Below are 17,536 nucleotides of genomic sequence, written 5' to 3' on the forward strand. Positions count from 1 at the left end.
GAATGGCGTAGCTCCCGCACCGTGGAAGTGACGCAGAAGCGATCGACGCTCACGCTCGGTGTCCGGGATCCCTCCTGGACGGGGCGAGGGGAGCGGGAGCTTCGCCGGTGAGGAGCAAGCGACGATGAAGACCGCAGTGCCCTGCTGCTACCACCTCGACGTGGAAGTCAGTCCGGAACGGGTGGTACAGGTCAGCCGCATCCTGGGCGCCCACCTCCGCCACTGGGACCTCGACAGCCTCGTGGCCCCCGTCTGCCGCGGCGCCGAACTGCTGCTGCGAGCCATCGACCGGCACGCCACGGACAAGGCCACCTCGATCGAGATGTGGTGGAACGGCCAGCACCTCATCACCGCCGTCGGCGGGTGGGACCGCGACCTGCGCCCCGACCAGGACCTGCGGGCCTGTCTGGCGGACATCGCCGCCACGAGCGACGGCTGGGGGTGCTGCGCCTCGGAGACCGGCAGTAAGATCATCTGGTTCTCCCAGCGCGCCCGGGCCGGCCAGCGCGTCCCGCTGGTCCCGACCGTCCCGGAGCCGAGCCTGCGCACGGTGCTGCAGGTGCCGCGCACGGTGCGCGCGGCCTGCCTGGCCGCCTCCGCGGCCGCCGCGCACGGCGGCGTCCCGGAGGACGCCCGGTGACGGCCCGCACGTCCCGGCCGGGGGAGCCCGTGTGGAGCGGGCACCCCTATCCGCTGGGTGCCTCGTTCGACGGGCAGGGCACCAACTTCGCCCTGTTCAGCGAGGTCGCCGAGCGCGTCGAACTGATCCTCGTCGACGACGCCGGCACCGGGACCCCCGTCCGGCTGCACGAGGTCGACGGGTTCGTCTGGCACGCCCACCTGCCCGGTGTGGGCCCCGGGCAGCGCTACGGCTACCGCGTGCACGGCCCCTGGCAGCCCGCCGCCGGCCACCGGTGCAATCCGGCGAAGCTGCTGCTGGACCCCTACGCCCGGGCGGTGGACGGCCGGGTCGACAACGACGCCTCCCTCTACGAACGCGCGCCGGACGGACCGTCGCCCCTCGACAGCGCCGGGCACTGCATGCTCGGCGTCGTCACCGACCCCTACTTCGACTGGGGCGACGACCGCCCACCGCGGCGCCCGTACGCCGACTCGGTCGTCTACGAGGCCCACGTGCGCGGACTGACCCGCACCCACCCGGACGTCCCCGAGCAACTGCGCGGCACCTACGCGGGTCTCGCCCACCCCGCGGTCGTCGGCCACCTGACCTCGCTCGGGGTCACCGCCGTGGAGCTGATGCCGGTGCACCAGTTCGCGCAGGACGGCGTCCTGCAGGACCGGGGCCTGTCCAACTACTGGGGCTACAACACCATCGGCTTCTTCGCCCCGCACAACGCCTACGCCGCCCTCGGCTCGCGGGGCCAGCAGGTCAACGAGTTCAGGACCATGGTGAAGGCGCTGCACGCGGCCGGCCTCGAAGTGATCCTCGACGTCGTCTACAACCACACCGCCGAGGGCAACGAGAAGGGTCCCACCCTGTCGTTCCGGGGCATCGACAACGCCTCCTACTACCGGCTCGTCGACGGCGACTGGTCGCACTACTACGACACCACCGGCACCGGCAACAGCCTGCTGATGCGCCACCCCCACGTGCTGCAGCTCATCATGGACTCGCTGCGGTACTGGGTCACCGAGATGCACGTCGACGGCTTCCGTTTCGACCTCGCCGCCACCCTCGCCCGGCAGTTCCACGAGGTGGACCGGCTCTCGGCGTTCTTCGACCTGATCCAGCAGGACCCGGTGATCAGCCGGGTCAAGCTGATCGCCGAGCCCTGGGACGTGGGGGAGGGCGGTTACCAGGTGGGCAACTTCCCGCCGCTGTGGTCGGAGTGGAACGGCCCCTACCGGGACGCCGTACGGGACTTCTGGCGGGCCGGGCCCGGCTCCCTCGGCGAGTTCGCCTCCCGGCTGACCGGCTCCTCCGACCTGTACGGGCACAGCCGGCGCCGGCCGCGCGCCAGCGTCAACTTCGTCACCGCGCACGACGGCTTCACGCTGCGCGACCTCGTGTCGTACAACGACAAGCACAACGAGGCCAACGGCGAGGACAACCGGGACGGCGAGAGCCACAACCGGTCCTGGAACTGCGGCGCGGAGGGCGACACCGACGACCCGGCCGTGCTCGGACTGCGCGCCCGCCAGCAGCGCAACCTGCTGGCCACGCTGCTGCTGTCGCAGGGCATCCCCATGCTCTGCCACGGCGACGAACTCGGCCGCACCCAGCGCGGCAACAACAACGCCTACTGCCAGGACAACGAGGTCTCCTGGGTGGACTGGGAGCCGACCGGCGAGCGGCGGGCCCTCACGGACTTCACCCGCCGCCTCATCGCCCTGCGCGCCGCCCATCCCGTACTGCGCCGGCGCCGCTTCTTCCGCGGTGAGGACCCGACCAACGCCGGACAGCCGCTGCCCGACCTGATGTGGCTGCGGCCCGACGCCCGCGAGATGACCGACCGCGACTGGCGGCGCGACGACGCGCACTCGGTCGGGGTGTTCCTCAACGGCGACGCCATCGCCGAACGCGACTCCCGCGGGCGGCGCGTGGTCGACGACTCGTTCCTGCTGCTCCTCAACGGCTGCTGGGAACCGGTCGGCTTCCGGCTGCCCGACGGCTCCTTCGGCGAGCACTGGACGGTCCTGGTCGACACCGCCGACCCGGAGGGCACCCCCGACGAACGCGAACGCAAGGCCGGCACCCGGCTGCCCGTGGAGTCCCGCAGCCTCGTCCTGCTGTCCCGGCCCTCGCGGAGCACGGGGTAAGCGCCGCGGGAAGGCGGTGCCGCGGCGCCGCACGGGGTCCGCCGTGCGGCGCCCCGCGCGTCACGGTGCCGGCGGACCGGTCCCGGCGGGCCGCCGTCAGCGGTTCCGGCGGGAGGTCACCGTGAACTGGGCCCCGTCCGGGTCCCGCAGGATCGCCTCCGACTCGTTCTCGCTCAGCACGCTGCCGCCGTGTTTCTCGGCGGTGCGGGCGCAGCCGGCCACGTCGGCCACCGCGAAGTGGACCTGCCAGTGCGGCCGCACCGAGGGGTCGGGGGCCGCCTCCACCGCGCCGGAGTCGATCCGTGCCACCACGTCGCCCCGGCTGCGCAGCACCACCTCGCCGCCCTCGTACTGCACCTCGCAGCAGCCGGGCGTCCGGGAGGCCCAGTCGAGGATCTCCCCGTAGAAGATCGCGGCGTCGAAGGCGTCGCGGGTGTGCAGCCGGACGAAGGTCGGGGACGCCCGCCGCCACGCCTCCCAGTTGACGACCAGCTCGCCCTGCCAGATGCCGAAGGTGGCCCCGTCGCGATCGGCGAGCAGGGCGGCCCGCCCCGGCGGGAAGGACAGCGGCCCGACCGCCGCCGTGCCGCCGCGCTCCCGGACGCGGGAGACCGCCACGTCGGCGTCCGGGACCGCGAAGTACGGCGTCCAGGCCACCGCCATCTGCCACATGGCGGCCACGGCGGCGATCCCGGCGACCGGCACTCCGCCCGCCAGGGCGACGCGGAAGTGCTCGCCGAGCCTGGCGCCGCGCCACCGCCAGCCCAGCACGGCGGCGTAGAAGTCCTGGGTCGTGCCCAGGTCGCGGCTGGTCAGGCTCACCCAGCAGGGCGCGCCGAAGACGGAGTGCGTGGAGACGACGTCTCCCGTCCGTGTGGTGCCGCCGGCGGACATGTGGTTCATGGCAGTCGCGTCCCGGTCTCGGTGCCCGGCGGTCACCCGGTCGCACCGGTGCCCGGCCGGAGAAAAGGTCGAATGGTTGCCCCCTACCCAGTCGGCGCGGATTCAAGGGGGGTGAGCGCGGTGGATGCGCGGCATCCGGGCGGCCGGTGGTCCGACCGGTCCGCGCACACCGTGCGGTTCGCCCGGGCCGCCGGACGCGGTGCCGTTCAGGGGACGTCCGCGAGGAGTTCCTCGCGCAGCCGGTCGAAGCAGCCGCTGAGCAGCCGGGAGACGTGCATCTGTGAGATGCCGAGCTGCCGGGCGATGCAGCTCTGCGTCATCCCGCCGAAGAACCGCAGGTAGAGAATGGTGCGCTCGCGCTCGGGCAGCGCCGCCAGGCACGGCTTGACCGCGGCCCGGTCGATGACCAGGTCGTAGCCCGGGTCCGGCTCGCCGAGCGAGTCCCCGAGGGCGTAGCCCTCCGTACCGGCCACCTCGGCGTCCAGGGACAGCGCGGTGAAGCACTCCAGTGCCTCCATGCCGGTGCGGACCTCGTCCTCGCCCATCCCGGTGAACTCGGCGATCTCGGCGACGGTGGGCCCGCGCCCGGGGGTGGTCTGCGCCAGTTCCTTCACGGCGCCGCGGACCCGGTTGCGCAGGTCCTGCACCCGGCGCGGCACGTGCAGGGTCCACATGTGGTCGCGGAAGTGGCGCTTGATCTCACCGGTGATGGTGGGCACCGCGTACGCCTCGAAGGCGCGGCCGCGCTCGGGGTCGTAGTGGTCGACGGCCTTGACCAGGCCCAGCGCGGCCACCTGGTACAGGTCCTCCAGGGCTTCCCCGCGCCCGCGGAACCGTACGGCGATCCGCTCGGCCATGGGCAGCCAGAGCCGGACCAGTTCGTCCCGGAGCGCCCGGCGCTCGGGGCCGTCGGGCAGCTTGGCGAGCCGCTCGAAGGATTCGCCCGTGTCCGGCGCGTCGTCATGGGGATGGGGCTTGGTGCTGGCAGTGACAGGCATCGCGCGCACCTCTCTCGGCAGGTGCTGGATCGACAGACACCGTGGGAGGAGCGCTCGGACCGTGGAGAGGACACCGGGGCGTCCGGCCGGAGTCGGCTCCCACGGACGTGCCTCCTGTCCGAAGCACTGACGTTCAGATTCCCGTGGGGGATTTACCAAATCAATTATGGGCATACAGGGACGTTTAGGCATCTTCTCTTGACCGCTTCTTGGTGCGCGACACCTCTGTGACAGAGGTAATCTCCGGTGCGTGGAACCCGATCTCCCCGAGGAACTGGCCGACGCCCTGGTGCGGATCCACCGGCTGGTCCGCCGCCGGCTGCGCGGCGGACCGACCGCGCCGCGGCTGCGCGGCGCCGAGGTGGAACTGCTGCGGCTGGTCGAGGGCCGGCCCGGCATCGGCATCTCCGAGGCCGCCAGGACCCTGCACCTGGCGGACAACTCGGTGTCGACCCTGGTCAACCAGCTCGTCCGGGACGGACACCTGCTCCGGGAGACCGACCCCGCCGACCGGCGCGCCGCCCGCCTGCTGCTCACCGACGCCGCCGGGAAGCGGCTCGCGGACTGGCGGCGCCGGCGCACCGAGCTGGTCGGCCGGCAGGTCTCCCGGCTCGACGAAGCCGACCGGGAGGCCCTGCGCGCGGCGCTCCCGGCCCTGCGCGCACTGGCCGTCGCCCTGCACGAGGAGGCCGAGGAAACATGACCGGCGACACCCCCGCCGAACCCGCCGAGGCGGTCGCCTGCACCGGGCTGGTCCATGCCTTCGGCGACACCCGCGCCGTCGACGGGCTCGACCTCGCCGTCCGCGAGGGCGAGGTGTTCGGCCTGCTCGGCCCCAACGGCGCCGGCAAGACCACCGCCATCCGCTGCATCACCACCCTGCTGCCGGTACCGGCCGGCACGGTCCGCGTCTTCGGGCACGACGCCGCCGGGGACCGCATGGCCGTACGCCGCCTGCTCGGCTACGTCCCGCAGCAGCTGTCCGCCGACAGCGGGCTGACCGGCCGGGAGAACGTCGCCCTGTTCGCCCGCGTCTTCGACGTCCCGCGCCGCGAACGCGCCGGACGCGTCGCCCGGGCGCTGGCCGCCGTCGACCTCGCCGACGCCGCCGACCGGCTGGCCGGCACCTACTCCGGCGGCATGGTCCGCCGGCTCGAACTCGCCCAGGCGCTGGTCAGCGCGCCCCGGCTGCTGATCCTCGACGAGCCCACCATCGGCCTGGACCCGATCGCCCGCACCGGCGTCTGGGAGCACATCAACGCCGTCCGCGCCGCGACCGGCATGACCGTCCTGGTCACCACGCACTACATGGACGAGGCCGACCAGTACTGCGACCGGGTCGCTCTGATGCACCGCGGCCGCATCCGCGCCCTGGGCACCCCGGCCGAGCTGCGCGAGGGGCTCGCCCAACGCCTGGGCACCGACGCCCTGCCCACGCTGGAGGACGTCTTCCGGGACGTCGCCGGCAGTGGCCTGGACGCCCCGTCAGGAGGAGGTTTCCGCGATGTCCGAAGCACCCGGCGCACCGCGCGCCGTGTCGGCTGACGGCGCCGCCCTGCTGCTCGGCCCGCCCGTGCCGCGCGCGGGCTGGCGGCTGCTGCCCGCCCGCGTCGGCGCGATGTGCGCCGTCGAACTGCAGAAGCTGCGCCACGACCGCACCGAGCTGTACACCCGGGCGGTCCAGCCCGCCCTGTGGTTGCTGATCTTCGGTCAGACCTTCACCCGGATCCGGGCGATCCCCACCGGTGGCATCCCCTACATCGACTACATGGCGCCCGGCATCATCGCCCAGTCCGCGATGTTCATCGCCATCTTCTACGGCATCCAGATCATCTGGGAGCGGGACGCGGGCGTCCTCAACAAGCTGCTGGTCACCCCGACCCCGCGTTCGGCCCTGGTCACCGGCAAGGCGTTCGCGGCCGGGGTGAAGTCGCTGGTCCAGGCGATCGTCGTGGTCGTCATCGCGGCGGTGCTCGGCGTCGCCCTCACCTGGAACCCGCTGAAGCTGCTCGGTGTCGCCGCGGCCGTGGTCCTCGCCTCCGCGTTCTTCTCCTGCCTGTCGATGACCATCGCCGGCGTCGTCCTCAGCCGCGACCGGCTGATGGGCTTCGGACAGGCGATCACCATGCCGCTGTTCTTCGGTTCCAACGCCCTGTACCCCGTCTCGGTGATGCCGGGCTGGCTCCAGGCCGTCAGCAGGGTCAACCCGCTCAGCTACCAGGTCGACGCCCTGCGCGGACTGCTGCTGGGCACTCCCGCGCACCTCGGTGCCGACTTCGGCGTGCTGGCGGTGGCCGCGGTCCTGGGCGTCGCCGCGGCCTCCTCGCTGCTCGGCCGGCTGGCCCGCTGACCCGTCCGGCGGACGTGATGTGCGGCACGCGCCCGCGCGGCGTTCCCGGGGCGGGGGAGGGATTTCTCCTGCGTAACGCTTGATCGACGATCAAAGCGGGCGAAGCCCCTGGCCACGGCGCATTCCACTCATTTGACAGTGCGCTGAGCACACAGATAGACAGCAGTTCTGGGAGGTCGAGAGGGGCACCGTGTACGAGCCGAACGTGATCGGGGACTGGCACGAGTACGACGAGCACGCCGGTCTGCGGGTCCGCGTCCACCGTCTGGAGGCGGCCGAGCCGCCGCGCGGCCGCGACGACGCCGCCGCCGGGCTGACGTACTTCAGCGTCCGGGTGACGGTCGAGAACCGCGGCACGCGGCACTACGGCATCCACCTGGAGGACGGCCAGATCGACGTCCGGGTCGGCCCGGACGGGGAGGGCGCCTTCATCGACTGGCGCAACTCCCAGTTCATCGAGGGTTTCGACGTCCACCCGCTGCGCCGGGCCACCGCCGTGCTGTACGCCGCCGCCCCCGAGTCCGCCCTGACCCACGTGGACGTGCAGGTGCAGTTGCGGGTGGACGAGGAGTGGACCGACCGCCGCCTGTGGGCCGGCGGCACGGGCGTCCTGGAGGCGCCCGCGGCGGCCGCCGCGGGCGGTGCCGGACCGGGCAGCCTGGCCCACCAGCTCAGCGCGTACCTGAAGGACCGGACGGAGCCGGGCGGCGCCTGAGGCGGGCGCCGGGGGTCAGTGCGGGATGCCGTCGATGATCTCCCGTGCCCCCTGCCGCAGCAGCGCCACCGCGACGGAGGTGCCGAGCGTGGCCGGGTCGAGCCGGCCCGCCCACTCGTGGGCGTTCAGCCGGGTCTTGCCGTCCGGGGTGAACACACAGGCGCGCAGGGAGAGCTCCCCGCCGCGGTCCACGCGCGCGCAACCCGCGATGGGGCTGTTGCAGTGGCCCTGCAGGACGTGCAGGAACATCCGCTCGGCCGTGGCCTCCCGGTGGGTGTCCGGGTCGCCCAGCGTGCTGACGGCGTCGATCAGGGCGGTGTCGTCCTCCCGGCACTGCAGCGCGAGGATGCCCGCGCCGATCGGCGGCATCATCGTCTCCGGGGACAGCACCTCGCTGATCACGTCGGACCGGCCGATCCGCTCCAGACCGGCCACCGCCAGCAGCAGCGCCTCCGCCTCGCCGGCGGCCAGCTTCTCCAGCCGCCGGTTGGCGTTACCGCGGAACGGCACGCACTCCAGGTGCGGATGGGTGGCCGCGAGCTGGGCCACCCGGCGCACCGAGGAGGTGCCGATCCGGGTGCCCTCGGGCAGTTCGTCCAGGGTGAGCCCGCCCGGGTGCACCAGCGCGTCACGGATGTCGTCCCGCTTCAGGAACGCGGCGAACACCGTCCCGGCGGGCAGCGGCCGGTCGGCGGGCACGTCCTTGACGCAGTGCACCGCCAGGTCCGCCCGGCCGGCCAGCAGGGCCGCGTCCACCTCCTTGGTGAACGCCCCCTTGCCCTCCACCGCGGACAGGTCGCCCAGCCACTTGTCGCCCGTGGTCCGCACGGGCACGACCTCGGTGCGCACCTGCGGATACAGCGCGCTCAACTCCTGACGCACACGGGCCACTTGGGCGAGGGCCATCGGGGAGTCGCGGGAGACGACACGGATGAGTTCCGGCAGGGGCATGCGGGCAACGATAGACCCTCGCGCGGGCCCGGGGCGCCGTGGTGTGCCGTTCGGCGCAAACCCCGGCCCCGGGCCCGCACCCGTCGCGGCCCGGATCAGGCCGCCGGGTCGAAGGGAATGCCGGACGGCTTCGCCGAGGCCAGGTGGGAGGCGAAACTGGCGTCCTTCAGACCGAAGTTGGCGCTGCCGAAGTCGTAGGAGCTCAACTTGTCGCGCAGGCCCGCCGGATAGCCGTTCCAGCCGACCAGCGGCGGGTACTGCCAGGTGTGCTCGTGGTTCTCCGGCGGCTCGTCGTTGCCGTTGGCGAGGCGGAAGCAGTGCGTGCTGATGCCGTCCTTGTGGTAGACGACCTTCGGGTGGCCGCCCTCGAAGCGGACCTCGGAGGCGGGGTGCACGGTGAACGAGCCGTGGTTGGACGTCGACACGTACCGTATCTGCCCGTCCTGCACCCACACCGCCACGTGCTCCCAGTCGTGGCGGTGGCCGCCGATGCTGCTGCCCGCGAGCGCCTGGTCCTTCTCGAAGTACAGGCCGTACAGGTAGGCGCACCAGCCGTTGTTGCACGTGGAGCGGGAGTAGCTGTTGGTGTTGTCGAGGTCGGAGGCGTCGCGGCAGTTGCCGTTGAGGGCGCCCGTCGGGTTCAGGCCGCTGTTGATCGTGCCGTCGGGACCGATGGCGGGTGTCGGGTAGCAGCCGTCGGTGTCGTAGTCGAAGGCCGGCTGGTAGGCCGCTTCGGCGGCCTCGGCGTTGCCGGGCAGGGCCAGGGGCGGGGCCGCGTAGGCGGCGGTGGGGACGGCGAGGACGAGAGCGGCGGCGCCGGCGAGGGGGGCGAGCCATCTGCCGCGCCGGACACGCGTCATGAGCGATACCACAGGGAACCTCCAACAGCGGTGGGGCGCAAGGGAGTTGAATCCGCCCCATGATCCCCGCCGAGTGCCCCGCTGCCAAGACGTCCCGAGCGTCCACCGGGTGAAGCCCCGTCGAACAGGTGCCGCGCGTCCGGCCGGGGCCCCTGGGAGGGGGCGATGGTTCCCGCGGCGGAAGGCCGGCCGCCGGTGCGGCGCGGGCGGCCGCCGGTGCCCCGGCGCCGCGCCCGGTCACGGGGCCGGTGTGGACCGGTGCGCCACGGCCGGGCCAGCCCGGCCGTCCGGGACCGGCGCCTCGCCGCCCGGGACGGCGGACGTGAGGCCCGGGAGGGCGGAGGTGCGGCCCGGGGCGGTGGGAATGTCGACGGTCCGACCACCGGGGAACAGGCCAAGCAGCACGCGCTCGCGCTGTTGCGGCAGGCGATCCTGCACGGCGAGACGGCACCGGCCCAGCGGCTGGTGGAGAACGAGCTCGCCGAGCAGTTCGGTGTGACGCGGGCCAGCATCCGGGCGGCGCTGATCGATCTGGAGGCCCGGGGACTGGCCGAACGGATCCGCAACCGCGGCTCGCGGGTGCGGGTGGTGACCGTGCAGGAGGCGGTCGCGATCACGGAGTGCCGCATGGTCCTGGAGGGACTGTGCGCCGCGAAGGCGGCCGTCGCGGCCGGCGACGAGCAGCTCACCGAGCCGACCGACCTGGGCACGGCGATGCAGAAGGCCGTGGCCGACGGGGAGCCGGTGACGTACTCCGCGCTCAACCACCGGCTCCACGACCGGATCCGGGAGATCTCGGGCCAGCAGACGGCGGTGGAGCTGCTGGAGCGGCTGAACGCCCAACTGGTGCGCCACCGCTTCCAGCTGGCGCTCAGGCCGGGGCGCCCGCAGCAATCCCTGAAGGAGCACCTGGCGATGATCGAGGCGATCAGGGCCAGGGACCCGCAGGCGGCCGGAGCGGCCGTCCGCGCCCACCTTGTCAGCGTGATCGAGGCGCTCAGCGACTGACGCGCCGCGGCACGGGACACGGGGCGGGCACGCACCTGTCCATCGAGGCGGGGGACCACCGGGGGACACCCCGGCCGTGAACCGCGCCTGAAGGGGAGATTTCCGCAATGGCGCACGCCGACGCGCCCGCCCGCCCGCCCACCACGTTCGACCCTGGCCGTCACCGCCCGCGCCGGGGACTTCGTGTGGCGCGCGGGCGGAGCCATCGCCCTGGCCGCGTCCCGGGGCGAGAAGGTCACCACCGCCTGCCTGACCTTCGGCGAGCGCGGTGAGTCCGCCAAGGCGTGGCGCGAGGGGAGGACGCTGGAGGAGATCAAGGCGATCCGCAGGCAGGAGGCGGAGCAGGCCGCCGCCGCCCTCGGCGCCGAGGGCCGCTTCTTCGACGCCGGGGACTACCCGCTCATCGCCACCGCCGAGCTGACCGACCGGCTCGTCGCCCTCTACCGGGAGACGCGGCCCGACGTCGTCCTGACCCATTCCGCCCTGGCCGGCGTCTCCTCGAGGGTCTTCACCGGGGCCGCCGCCCTGCGCGCGCCCCGGCAGCCGCAACCCCGCGGCGCCGAACAGCGGCTGGTCACGACCGGCTGATCCCCGCGGACCCCGATGCCGCGCCCGGCCACCGGGTGCGGCATCCGCCTTTCCGGCCCCGCTTCCGTATCCGCCGCCGGCCCCGCGTCCCGCGTCCTCGCGGCCGGTGGCACCCGGCGGGACGCACTGCTCGTCCCCGGCCCGGCGGCCCAGGGACCCGGACGCCCCCACGACCGCGGTCCGCGACATCCCGGTCGCCCGGGAGCCCGCCGGTCACCGGTCGCCGGCGCCGCCCACGGACGCGCTGCGCCCCACCGGCGGAGCGCAGCGCGTCCGTGGCCGGGAGCCGGGGACGAGGGGATGCCGGTGGGGCGCGAGCGGACCGGGCCCGTCCAGGTGCCGGGCGCCACGCCGCCGGCCGTGTGACGCCGGCCGCCCCGGCGGAGCGGCCGGACGCGGTCCACGACTTACTTGAGTTACGCAACGAGGCGCTAAAGTGGCCGGTATGTCCACAGAGCCGCCGCCCGCCGTCCCCGCCTCCTCGTCCGAGGTCTCCGAGATCGAGCGCGCCCTCACGCGCATCACCTACCTCAGCACCCGGGCCCGGCAGCACGACCGGCTGATGGCGCTGGCCGGCGTGCCGCTCGACCGGGCGGCGGTGGCGCTGCTGCGGCAGGTGGCCGACTCCGAGCCGCAGCGGCCGGGGGAGCTGGCGCACCGGCTGGGCGTGGAGGCCTCCCACGTGACGCGGACCGTGCGGCAGCTGGAGAAGGCCGGCTACGTCACCCGCGTGCCCGACCCCGACGACCGCCGGGCCCAGCGGATCCAGCTCACCGGCACCGGCCGGGAGGCCGTGCTCCGGGTCCGGGCGGCCGGGGTGCGCGGCATGCAGCTCGCCCTCGCCGGGTGGCGGCCGGAGGAGCTGCGGCAGCTGGCCACCCTCTTCCACCGCATGGTCGACGACTTCCTCGCCTACGCGGCCGACGACGAACCCGGCCCGGAGCCGGACGCCTCCGCGGCGCCGTCCGCCTGATCGGGCACAGCCGGCGCGCACGTCGCTACTGTCGAGTAATATCCGGCGTCAGGCCACCAGAGGAGGAACCGTGCCCCGGTCCGAACGCTCGCCCCTGCTGCTCGCCGGCCTGCTGGCCGCGGCCGGGGCCGCCCACTTCGCCGCCCCGCGGCGGTTCGACGCCACGGTCCCCCGGCTGCTGCCGGGTTCACCGCGGGCATGGACGTACGGCAGCGGGGCCGTGGAGCTGGCCCTGGCGGCCGGGATCGCCGCGCCCCCGACGCGCGCGGTGGCCGCGAAGGCGGCGGCGGCCTTCTTCGTCGGCGTGTTCCCCGCCAACGTGCAGATGGCCGTGGACTGGCGTCGTCGGCCCGCCCGGCAGCGCAACGCCGCCCTGGCCCGGCTGCCCCTGCAGGTGCCGCTGGTGCTGTGGGCCCGCGGTGTCGCCCGGAGCGGGGAGGGACGGTCATGACGGCCCGGACCGGGATCGGTGACAGGGTCGAGGACTTCGCACTGCCGGACGAGACCGGCACCGTCCGCGGGCTGACCGAACTGCTGGCCGACGGCCCCGTGGTGCTGTTCTTCTACCCGGCGGCCCTGACCCCCGGCTGCACCGCGGAGGCCTGCCACTTCCGCGACCTCGCCGCGGAGTTCGCCGCCGTCGGTGCCCGGCCGGTCGGGATCAGCGGCGACGGCGTGGACAGGCAGCGGGAGTTCGCCGGACGGCACACCCTCGGCATGCCGCTGCTCTCCGACGCCGACGGCACGGTCCGCGAACGGTTCGGGGTCGGGCGGGGCTTCTCGCTCGCGCCCACCAAACGGGTCACCTTCGTCATCGCGCCGGACCGCACGGTCATCGAGGTCGTCCGCAGCGAACTGCGCATGAACTCCCACGCCGACCGGGCCCTGGCCGCGCTGCGCGCCCACCGGGGCTGAGGCGGTCGCGGCACGGGCCGGCAGCCGGTCCGCGCCGCGCACGGCTCCCTTCCGGCACCGTCCCACGCGGCCCGGGCACCCCGTGCGGCCCGTTCAGCCCGCGATGCCGTCCAGTTCGGCGACCGCGTCCTCGGGCAGGGCCAGGGCGGCGGCGGCGATGTTCTCGCGCAGGTGGTCGGGGGAGGAGGTGCCGGGGATGAGTGCGATGTTCGGCGACCTGCCCAGCAGCCAGGCCAGCGCGACCTGCTGCGGCGAGGCCCCCAGGCGGGCGGCGACCCGCGTCAGCGTCCCGGACTGCAGCGGGGAGAACCCGCCGAGCGGGAAGTAGGGCACGAACGCGATGCCCGCCGCGGCGGTGTGCTCCACCAGCGCGTCGTCCCGGCGGAGGGCGAGGTTGTACAGGTTCTGCACGCTCACCACGGGGGCGATCGCCCGCGCCTCCTCCACCTGCGCGTCGGAGACGGCGCTGAGTCCCAGGTGCCGGATCAGACCCCGCTGCCGCAGCTCCGCCAGGGCGCCGAACTGGTCGGCCAGGGAGTCCTCGTTGGGGGTGTCCATGTCGCCGAGCCGCAGATTGACCACGTCCAGGGTGTCCACGCCCAGGTTCCGCAGGTTGTCGTACACCTGTGCCTTCAGGTCCTCGGGGTGCCGGGACATGATCCAGCCGCCGTCGGCCCCCCGCCGGGCGCCGACCTTAGTGACGATGTGCAGGTCGTCCGGATAGGGGTGCAGGGCCTCCCGGATGATCTCGTTGACCACCACCGGGCCGTAGAAGTCGGCGGTGTCGATGTGGGTGATGCCCGCCTCCACCGCCGCGCGGAGCACCGCCACGGCCCGGGCGGGCCGAAGACGTGCGGCCCGGCCAGTTGCATGGCGCCGTAGCCCATCCGGGTCAGGGTCAGACCGTCGGCCGGGGTGACGGTGCCGCCGAGCTGTGCAGTCATGTCGTACCTCTCACGTGCGCGGGGGAGCCGCCGCTGCGTCCGGCGGCCCGTCCTTCCCCTCCACCTTGCGCCGCCCGTCCGCCCCGCGGCAGAGTCCCCGCACTCCTGGGAGTGACAGGGCCAGCCACCGCCCTGGGCCGGGCCGTACGGTGGTGCCATGGACGGTACGAACGCGCTCGGCGATTTCCTGCGCGCCCGCCGGGCGCTGGTCACGCCCCAGGACGTCGGACTGCCCGGCGGCGGAGTGCGCCGGGTGCCGGGGCTGCGCCGCGAGGAGGTCGCGATGCTCTCCGGCATCAGCTCCGACTACTACCTGCGCCTGGAACAGGGCCGCGACCGCAATCCCTCCGTACAGGTCCTGGAGGCGATCGCCCGGGTGCTGCAGCTGGACGCGGACGCCACCGCCCACCTCGCCGGTCTCGCCCGGGAGCGGACCGCCGGCGCCCGGCAGGCGTCCCGGAGCCGGGGGGCGCCTCGCCCGCAGCAGGCGCCGGTGAGTCTGCTGCAGCTCATCGACGGCTGGCCCCGCAACCCCGCCTACCTGCAGAACCGGTACACCGACTGCCTGGCCGCCAACGCCCTCGCCACGGCCCTCACCCCGAACTACACCGCCGGGGTCAACCTGCTGCGGGCCGTCTTCCTCGACCCGGCCGAGCGCGCGCTGCGCCGCGACTGGGCGGACCTCACCGAGGAGGGCGTGGCCGCCCTGCGCGCGAACGCCGGCCCCGACCCGGACGACCCGCGCCTGCGCGACCTCGTCGGCGACCTGTCCCTGCGCAGCGAACGCTTCCGCACCCTGTGGGCCCGGCACGACGTGCGGCCCCGGCGCGGCCGGGTGAGCCACCTCAGCCATCCGCAGGTCGGCGATCTCGACCTGCACTCGACCAAGCTGGCCGTGGAGGGCACCGACGGACTGGTCCTGGTGGTCTTCCACGCCGAGCCCGGCAGCCGCAGCGCCGAACTCCTCGACATCCTCGGCAGCCTCAGCGCCCCCCGGCCGGACGCACGGCCGCAGCACGTCGAGGAGCAGTGACCCCGGGCCCCCGCGGGTCCGCGGACACCGCCGGGCCGGGGCGGCACGTGGCAGCCGGTCACGACCGTCCCGCCGGCTCCGGCCCGGCCCCGGGGACGCCCCGGCCGGCGCGCCGCCGGGTCAGGGCCCTGTCGCCAGGCGGCGCCGTCACTGTCACGATCTGCGGGAGCGGCCACGGACGACCAACGGAGCGCGCATGACGACGCACAGGGACACGGTGCACCACGCGGAGCAGGGACGGCGGGCGGCGGAGCCGGCCGGGGGCGTGGAGGTGCGGCCGGTGGCCGGGCACATCGGTGCCGAGATCACCGGGATCGACCTCGCCGAACCGCTCGACGACGCCACGGCCGGCCTGGTGCGGGAGGCGGTGCTGCGCTGGAAGGTGGTGTTCTTCCGCGGACAGCGCCTCGACCACGCCGGACACGTGGCCTTCGCCCGCCGCTTCGGCCGACCGGTGGTCCCCGGCCGGCGCGGCAGCGCCTCACCGGCCGGCTTCCCCGAGGTGGAGACCACCGCCGACCGGCTGGAACTGGGCGGACGCTTCGGCATGGAGCACCAGGAGTGGCTGCGCCGCCGCCGGCACAGCCTGCTGCGCGGCTGGCACTGCGACCACGGCGCCCGCCTCGATCCCCCGGCCGCGACCATCCTGCGCGCCGAGACCGTCCCGCCGTACGGCGGCGACACCACGTGGTCCAACCTGGCCGCCGCCTACGCCGGACTCTCCGCGCCGGTACGCGCCTTCGCCGACGGGCTGCGCGCCGAGCACCGGCTCGGGGTCGGCTACCAGCCGCGGCCCGGCGACGACGCCTACGTCCGCCACCTGCTGGAGCACCAGGTCGCCTCGGAGCATCCGCTGGTGCGCGTGCACCCGGAGACGGGGGAGCGGGTGCTGTTCGTCAACGGCTACTACGTGGAGCAGATCGCCGGCGTCTCCCGCCCCGAGAGCGCCGCGCTGCTGGAGATGCTGCTGGAGCAGGCGGTCCGGCCGGAGTACACGGTCCGCTTCCGCTGGGAGCCCGGGAGCGTCGCCTTCTGGGACAACCGGGCCACCATCCACCTGGCCCCCGGCGACAACGTCCATCCGGGCCACGAGCGGATCATGCACCGGGTGATGCTGGCGGGCGACGTGCCGGTGGGGGTGGACGGAAGGCCGTCGACACCGGTCACCGGCACGGAGGCCGGCCGCTGGTGAGCCGCGGCCGGCCGCGGGCCGGCCGCCGGGAACCCGTGGGCGCGGGCCGGCCGCCGGCGGGTCAGGCGGCCGGCCGCCAGCCCAGCGCGGGCCCCAGCCTCGTCGCCATGTCCGTGAGGATCTGCACGTAGTCCTCGTGCGCGAAGCTGAACGGCAGGGCGAAGGCGACCTCGTCGACCTCGCGGAACGCGGCGTGGGCGTGCAGCCGTTCGGCCAGTTCGGCGGAGGTGCCGACCAGGTCCGGTGCGAACAGCAGCCGGGCCGGGCCCTGCGGGGAGGTCGTGCGCCGCAGCCGCTGGGCGGCGTACGCCTCGTACCGGGCGCGCTGTTCGGGGCTCGCGGAGTCGGTGGGGATCACCACGAGGCCCTGGGAGACCCGGGCGGCGTCCCCGTCGGGGTGGTGGGCGCGGAAGGCGCGGATGTGGGACAGCTGGATCGCGGCGAAGTCCGGTGCCCCGTCCGCACCGTCGGCGCCCTCGGCCTTGACGACGCTGCTGGTCAGGAAGTGCATGCCGTGCTCGCCCGCCCGGCGCGCCGAGCCGAGGCTGCCGCCGCCGTACCACAGCCGCCGGCCGAGCCCCGGTGAGTGCGGCTGGACCAGGTCCGAGAACACCTCGATCCCCTCCACCCCGCTGAAGTCCGTGGCGGGCTCGCCCCGCACGAACCCCAGCAGCCGGCGCACCCGTGCGAAGCCGAAGTCCTCGGCGTCGGCGGTGTCCGGGTACAGCGCCCCCCTGACCCGCTCGTAGTGCATCGGCGGCCCCGCACTGACCCCCGGGTTCAGCCGGCCGCCGGAGAGGACGTCCACGGTCGCCAGGTCCTCGGCCAGCCGCAGCGGATTCTCCCAGCCGAGCGGGATCACCGCGGTGCCCAGCGCGATGCGCCGGGTGCGCTGCGAGGCCGCCGCCAGCACCGCGACCGGGGACGAGATGCCGTACTGCAGGTGCCGGTGGCGGACCCAGGCGCTGTCGAATCCCAGGTGCTCACCCAGCTCGATGATCCGCAGCGTGGACTCGTGGCCCCGGCCGGGGTCCGCCGCGTCGAACAGCCCGATGGTGAGGAAGCCCAGCTTGCGCAGCGGGCGGGGGGTGGACGGCACGGTCTCCTCCAGCGGTCGCCTGTCGTGCTGCCCCGATTCTGGCAGGCGAGTGTGACAGCCGTGTGATCACTCCGGTGGCCGGCCCGGCGGTCCCGGGGGCGGGGCGGCCGGCGCGGCGCCCGCCCCGCCCCGCCCCGCCCCGCCCGTAGGGAAAACCCTCGATCGGCCCCGACGGAATGACATGCCCCGGTCAAGGCCGTCCTTCTCCCGGCGCACACAGGCCCTC

At 74.3% G+C, this 17,536-nt stretch carries 17 protein-coding genes and 2 pseudogenes; 13 read left to right on the forward strand and 6 right to left on the reverse strand.

The genetic code is table 11. The features are described from left to right. The first annotated feature begins 124 nt into the window (after positions 1 to 124). Positions 125 to 640: a pep a2 gene (locus tag QQY24_RS28675; RefSeq protein WP_301975614.1), complete on the forward strand. Its 516-nt coding sequence runs from the start codon at positions 125 to 127 to the stop codon at positions 638 to 640. Further along, positions 637 to 2,781 (forward strand): glycogen debranching protein GlgX, encoded by a 2,145-nt coding sequence (glgX, locus tag QQY24_RS28680; protein ID WP_301975615.1) that lies wholly within the window; start codon positions 637 to 639, stop codon positions 2,779 to 2,781. Before QQY24_RS28675 ends, glgX begins: the two co-directional genes overlap by 4 nt. Positions 2,782 to 2,877: 96 nt before the next feature. On the opposite strand, the gene QQY24_RS28685 is transcribed toward glgX, so the two are convergent. Together QQY24_RS28685 and QQY24_RS28690 are read right to left on the reverse strand one after the other, a co-directional pair. Beyond that, a complete protein-coding gene (locus QQY24_RS28685; RefSeq protein ID WP_301975616.1) occupies positions 2,878 to 3,684 on the reverse strand; it encodes a VOC family protein in 807 nt (268 codons plus the stop codon). Between the two features lie 206 nt (positions 3,685 to 3,890). Further along, a complete protein-coding gene (locus tag QQY24_RS28690) occupies positions 3,891 to 4,682 on the reverse strand; it encodes an RNA polymerase sigma factor SigF (RefSeq protein WP_301975617.1) in 792 nt (263 codons plus the stop codon). Between the two features lie 250 nt (positions 4,683 to 4,932). Between QQY24_RS28690 and QQY24_RS28695 the strand changes: the two genes are divergently transcribed. From QQY24_RS28695 to QQY24_RS28710, 4 genes are all read left to right on the forward strand, one after another. Then, on the forward strand, positions 4,933 to 5,385 hold the full coding sequence (locus QQY24_RS28695) for a MarR family winged helix-turn-helix transcriptional regulator (RefSeq protein WP_301975618.1): 453 nt from the start codon (positions 4,933 to 4,935) through the stop codon (positions 5,383 to 5,385). After that, positions 5,382 to 6,227, forward strand: a complete 846-nt coding sequence (locus tag QQY24_RS28700) for an ABC transporter ATP-binding protein (protein WP_301975619.1) — start codon at positions 5,382 to 5,384, stop codon at positions 6,225 to 6,227. The genes QQY24_RS28695 and QQY24_RS28700 overlap by 4 nt, the downstream gene beginning before the upstream one ends. Next, positions 6,187 to 7,032 carry an ABC transporter permease gene (locus tag QQY24_RS28705; protein ID WP_301975620.1) on the forward strand — a complete coding sequence of 282 codons (846 nt, stop codon included), beginning with the start codon at positions 6,187 to 6,189 and terminating at the stop codon, positions 7,030 to 7,032. The genes QQY24_RS28700 and QQY24_RS28705 overlap by 41 nt, the downstream gene beginning before the upstream one ends. Before the next feature lie 190 nt (positions 7,033 to 7,222). Next, positions 7,223 to 7,747, forward strand: coding sequence for a hypothetical protein (locus tag QQY24_RS28710; protein WP_301975621.1), 525 nt, complete (start codon positions 7,223 to 7,225; stop codon positions 7,745 to 7,747). 15 nt (positions 7,748 to 7,762) lie between these two features. On the opposite strand, the gene hemC is transcribed toward QQY24_RS28710, so the two are convergent. Together hemC and QQY24_RS28720 are read right to left on the reverse strand one after the other, a co-directional pair. Further along, positions 7,763 to 8,698: a hydroxymethylbilane synthase gene (gene hemC / locus QQY24_RS28715; protein ID WP_301975622.1), complete on the reverse strand. Its 936-nt coding sequence runs from the start codon at positions 8,696 to 8,698 to the stop codon at positions 7,763 to 7,765. 95 nt (positions 8,699 to 8,793) lie between these two features. Further along, positions 8,794 to 9,558 (reverse strand): NPP1 family protein, encoded by a 765-nt coding sequence (locus tag QQY24_RS28720; RefSeq protein WP_301975623.1) that lies wholly within the window; start codon positions 9,556 to 9,558, stop codon positions 8,794 to 8,796. A 258-nt stretch (positions 9,559 to 9,816) separates the two neighbouring features. Here QQY24_RS28720 and QQY24_RS28725 point away from each other — a divergent pair, with 258 nt between their 5' ends. The 5 genes and pseudogenes from QQY24_RS28725 to QQY24_RS28745 all read left to right on the forward strand — a co-directional run bounded on the left by QQY24_RS28725 (position 9,817) and on the right by QQY24_RS28745 (position 13,042). Beyond that, on the forward strand, positions 9,817 to 10,566 hold the full coding sequence (locus tag QQY24_RS28725; RefSeq protein ID WP_301975624.1) for a GntR family transcriptional regulator: 750 nt from the start codon (positions 9,817 to 9,819) through the stop codon (positions 10,564 to 10,566). An 87-nt stretch (positions 10,567 to 10,653) separates the two neighbouring features. After that, positions 10,654 to 11,043, forward strand: a pseudogene (locus tag QQY24_RS28730) (PIG-L family deacetylase); the annotation flags it as partial. A gap of 556 nt (positions 11,044 to 11,599) precedes the next feature. Further along, positions 11,600 to 12,127, forward strand: a complete 528-nt coding sequence (locus tag QQY24_RS28735; RefSeq protein ID WP_301975625.1) for a MarR family winged helix-turn-helix transcriptional regulator — start codon at positions 11,600 to 11,602, stop codon at positions 12,125 to 12,127. Between the two features lie 70 nt (positions 12,128 to 12,197). Further along, positions 12,198 to 12,578, forward strand: a complete 381-nt coding sequence (locus QQY24_RS28740; protein WP_301975626.1) for a hypothetical protein — start codon at positions 12,198 to 12,200, stop codon at positions 12,576 to 12,578. Beyond that, positions 12,575 to 13,042 carry a peroxiredoxin gene (locus tag QQY24_RS28745; protein ID WP_301975627.1) on the forward strand — a complete coding sequence of 156 codons (468 nt, stop codon included), beginning with the start codon at positions 12,575 to 12,577 and terminating at the stop codon, positions 13,040 to 13,042. Before QQY24_RS28740 ends, QQY24_RS28745 begins: the two co-directional genes overlap by 4 nt. 93 nt (positions 13,043 to 13,135) lie before the next feature. Here the strand turns inward: QQY24_RS28745 and QQY24_RS28750 are convergent. Next, a pseudogene (locus QQY24_RS28750) lies at positions 13,136 to 13,986 on the reverse strand (oxidoreductase). Positions 13,987 to 14,143: 157 nt separating this feature from the next. On the opposite strand from QQY24_RS28750, the gene QQY24_RS28755 reads away from it, so the two are divergent. Together QQY24_RS28755 and QQY24_RS28760 are read left to right on the forward strand one after the other, a co-directional pair. Next, the gene (locus tag QQY24_RS28755; protein ID WP_301975628.1) at positions 14,144 to 15,019 is read left to right on the forward strand and encodes a helix-turn-helix domain-containing protein; all 876 of its coding nucleotides are present in this window, start codon (positions 14,144 to 14,146) and stop codon (positions 15,017 to 15,019) included. Between the two features lie 196 nt (positions 15,020 to 15,215). After that, the gene (locus QQY24_RS28760; RefSeq protein ID WP_301975629.1) at positions 15,216 to 16,211 is read left to right on the forward strand and encodes a TauD/TfdA family dioxygenase; all 996 of its coding nucleotides are present in this window, start codon (positions 15,216 to 15,218) and stop codon (positions 16,209 to 16,211) included. Between the two features lie 61 nt (positions 16,212 to 16,272). On the opposite strand, the gene QQY24_RS28765 is transcribed toward QQY24_RS28760, so the two are convergent. Next, positions 16,273 to 17,310, reverse strand: coding sequence for an LLM class flavin-dependent oxidoreductase (locus QQY24_RS28765; protein ID WP_301975630.1), 1,038 nt, complete (start codon positions 17,308 to 17,310; stop codon positions 16,273 to 16,275). Positions 17,311 to 17,536: the final 226 nt, after the last annotated feature.

This window comes from Streptomyces sp. TG1A-8 (assembly GCF_030499535.1).
In the GTDB taxonomy this organism is placed as follows: Bacteria; Actinomycetota; Actinomycetes; order Streptomycetales; family Streptomycetaceae; genus Streptomyces.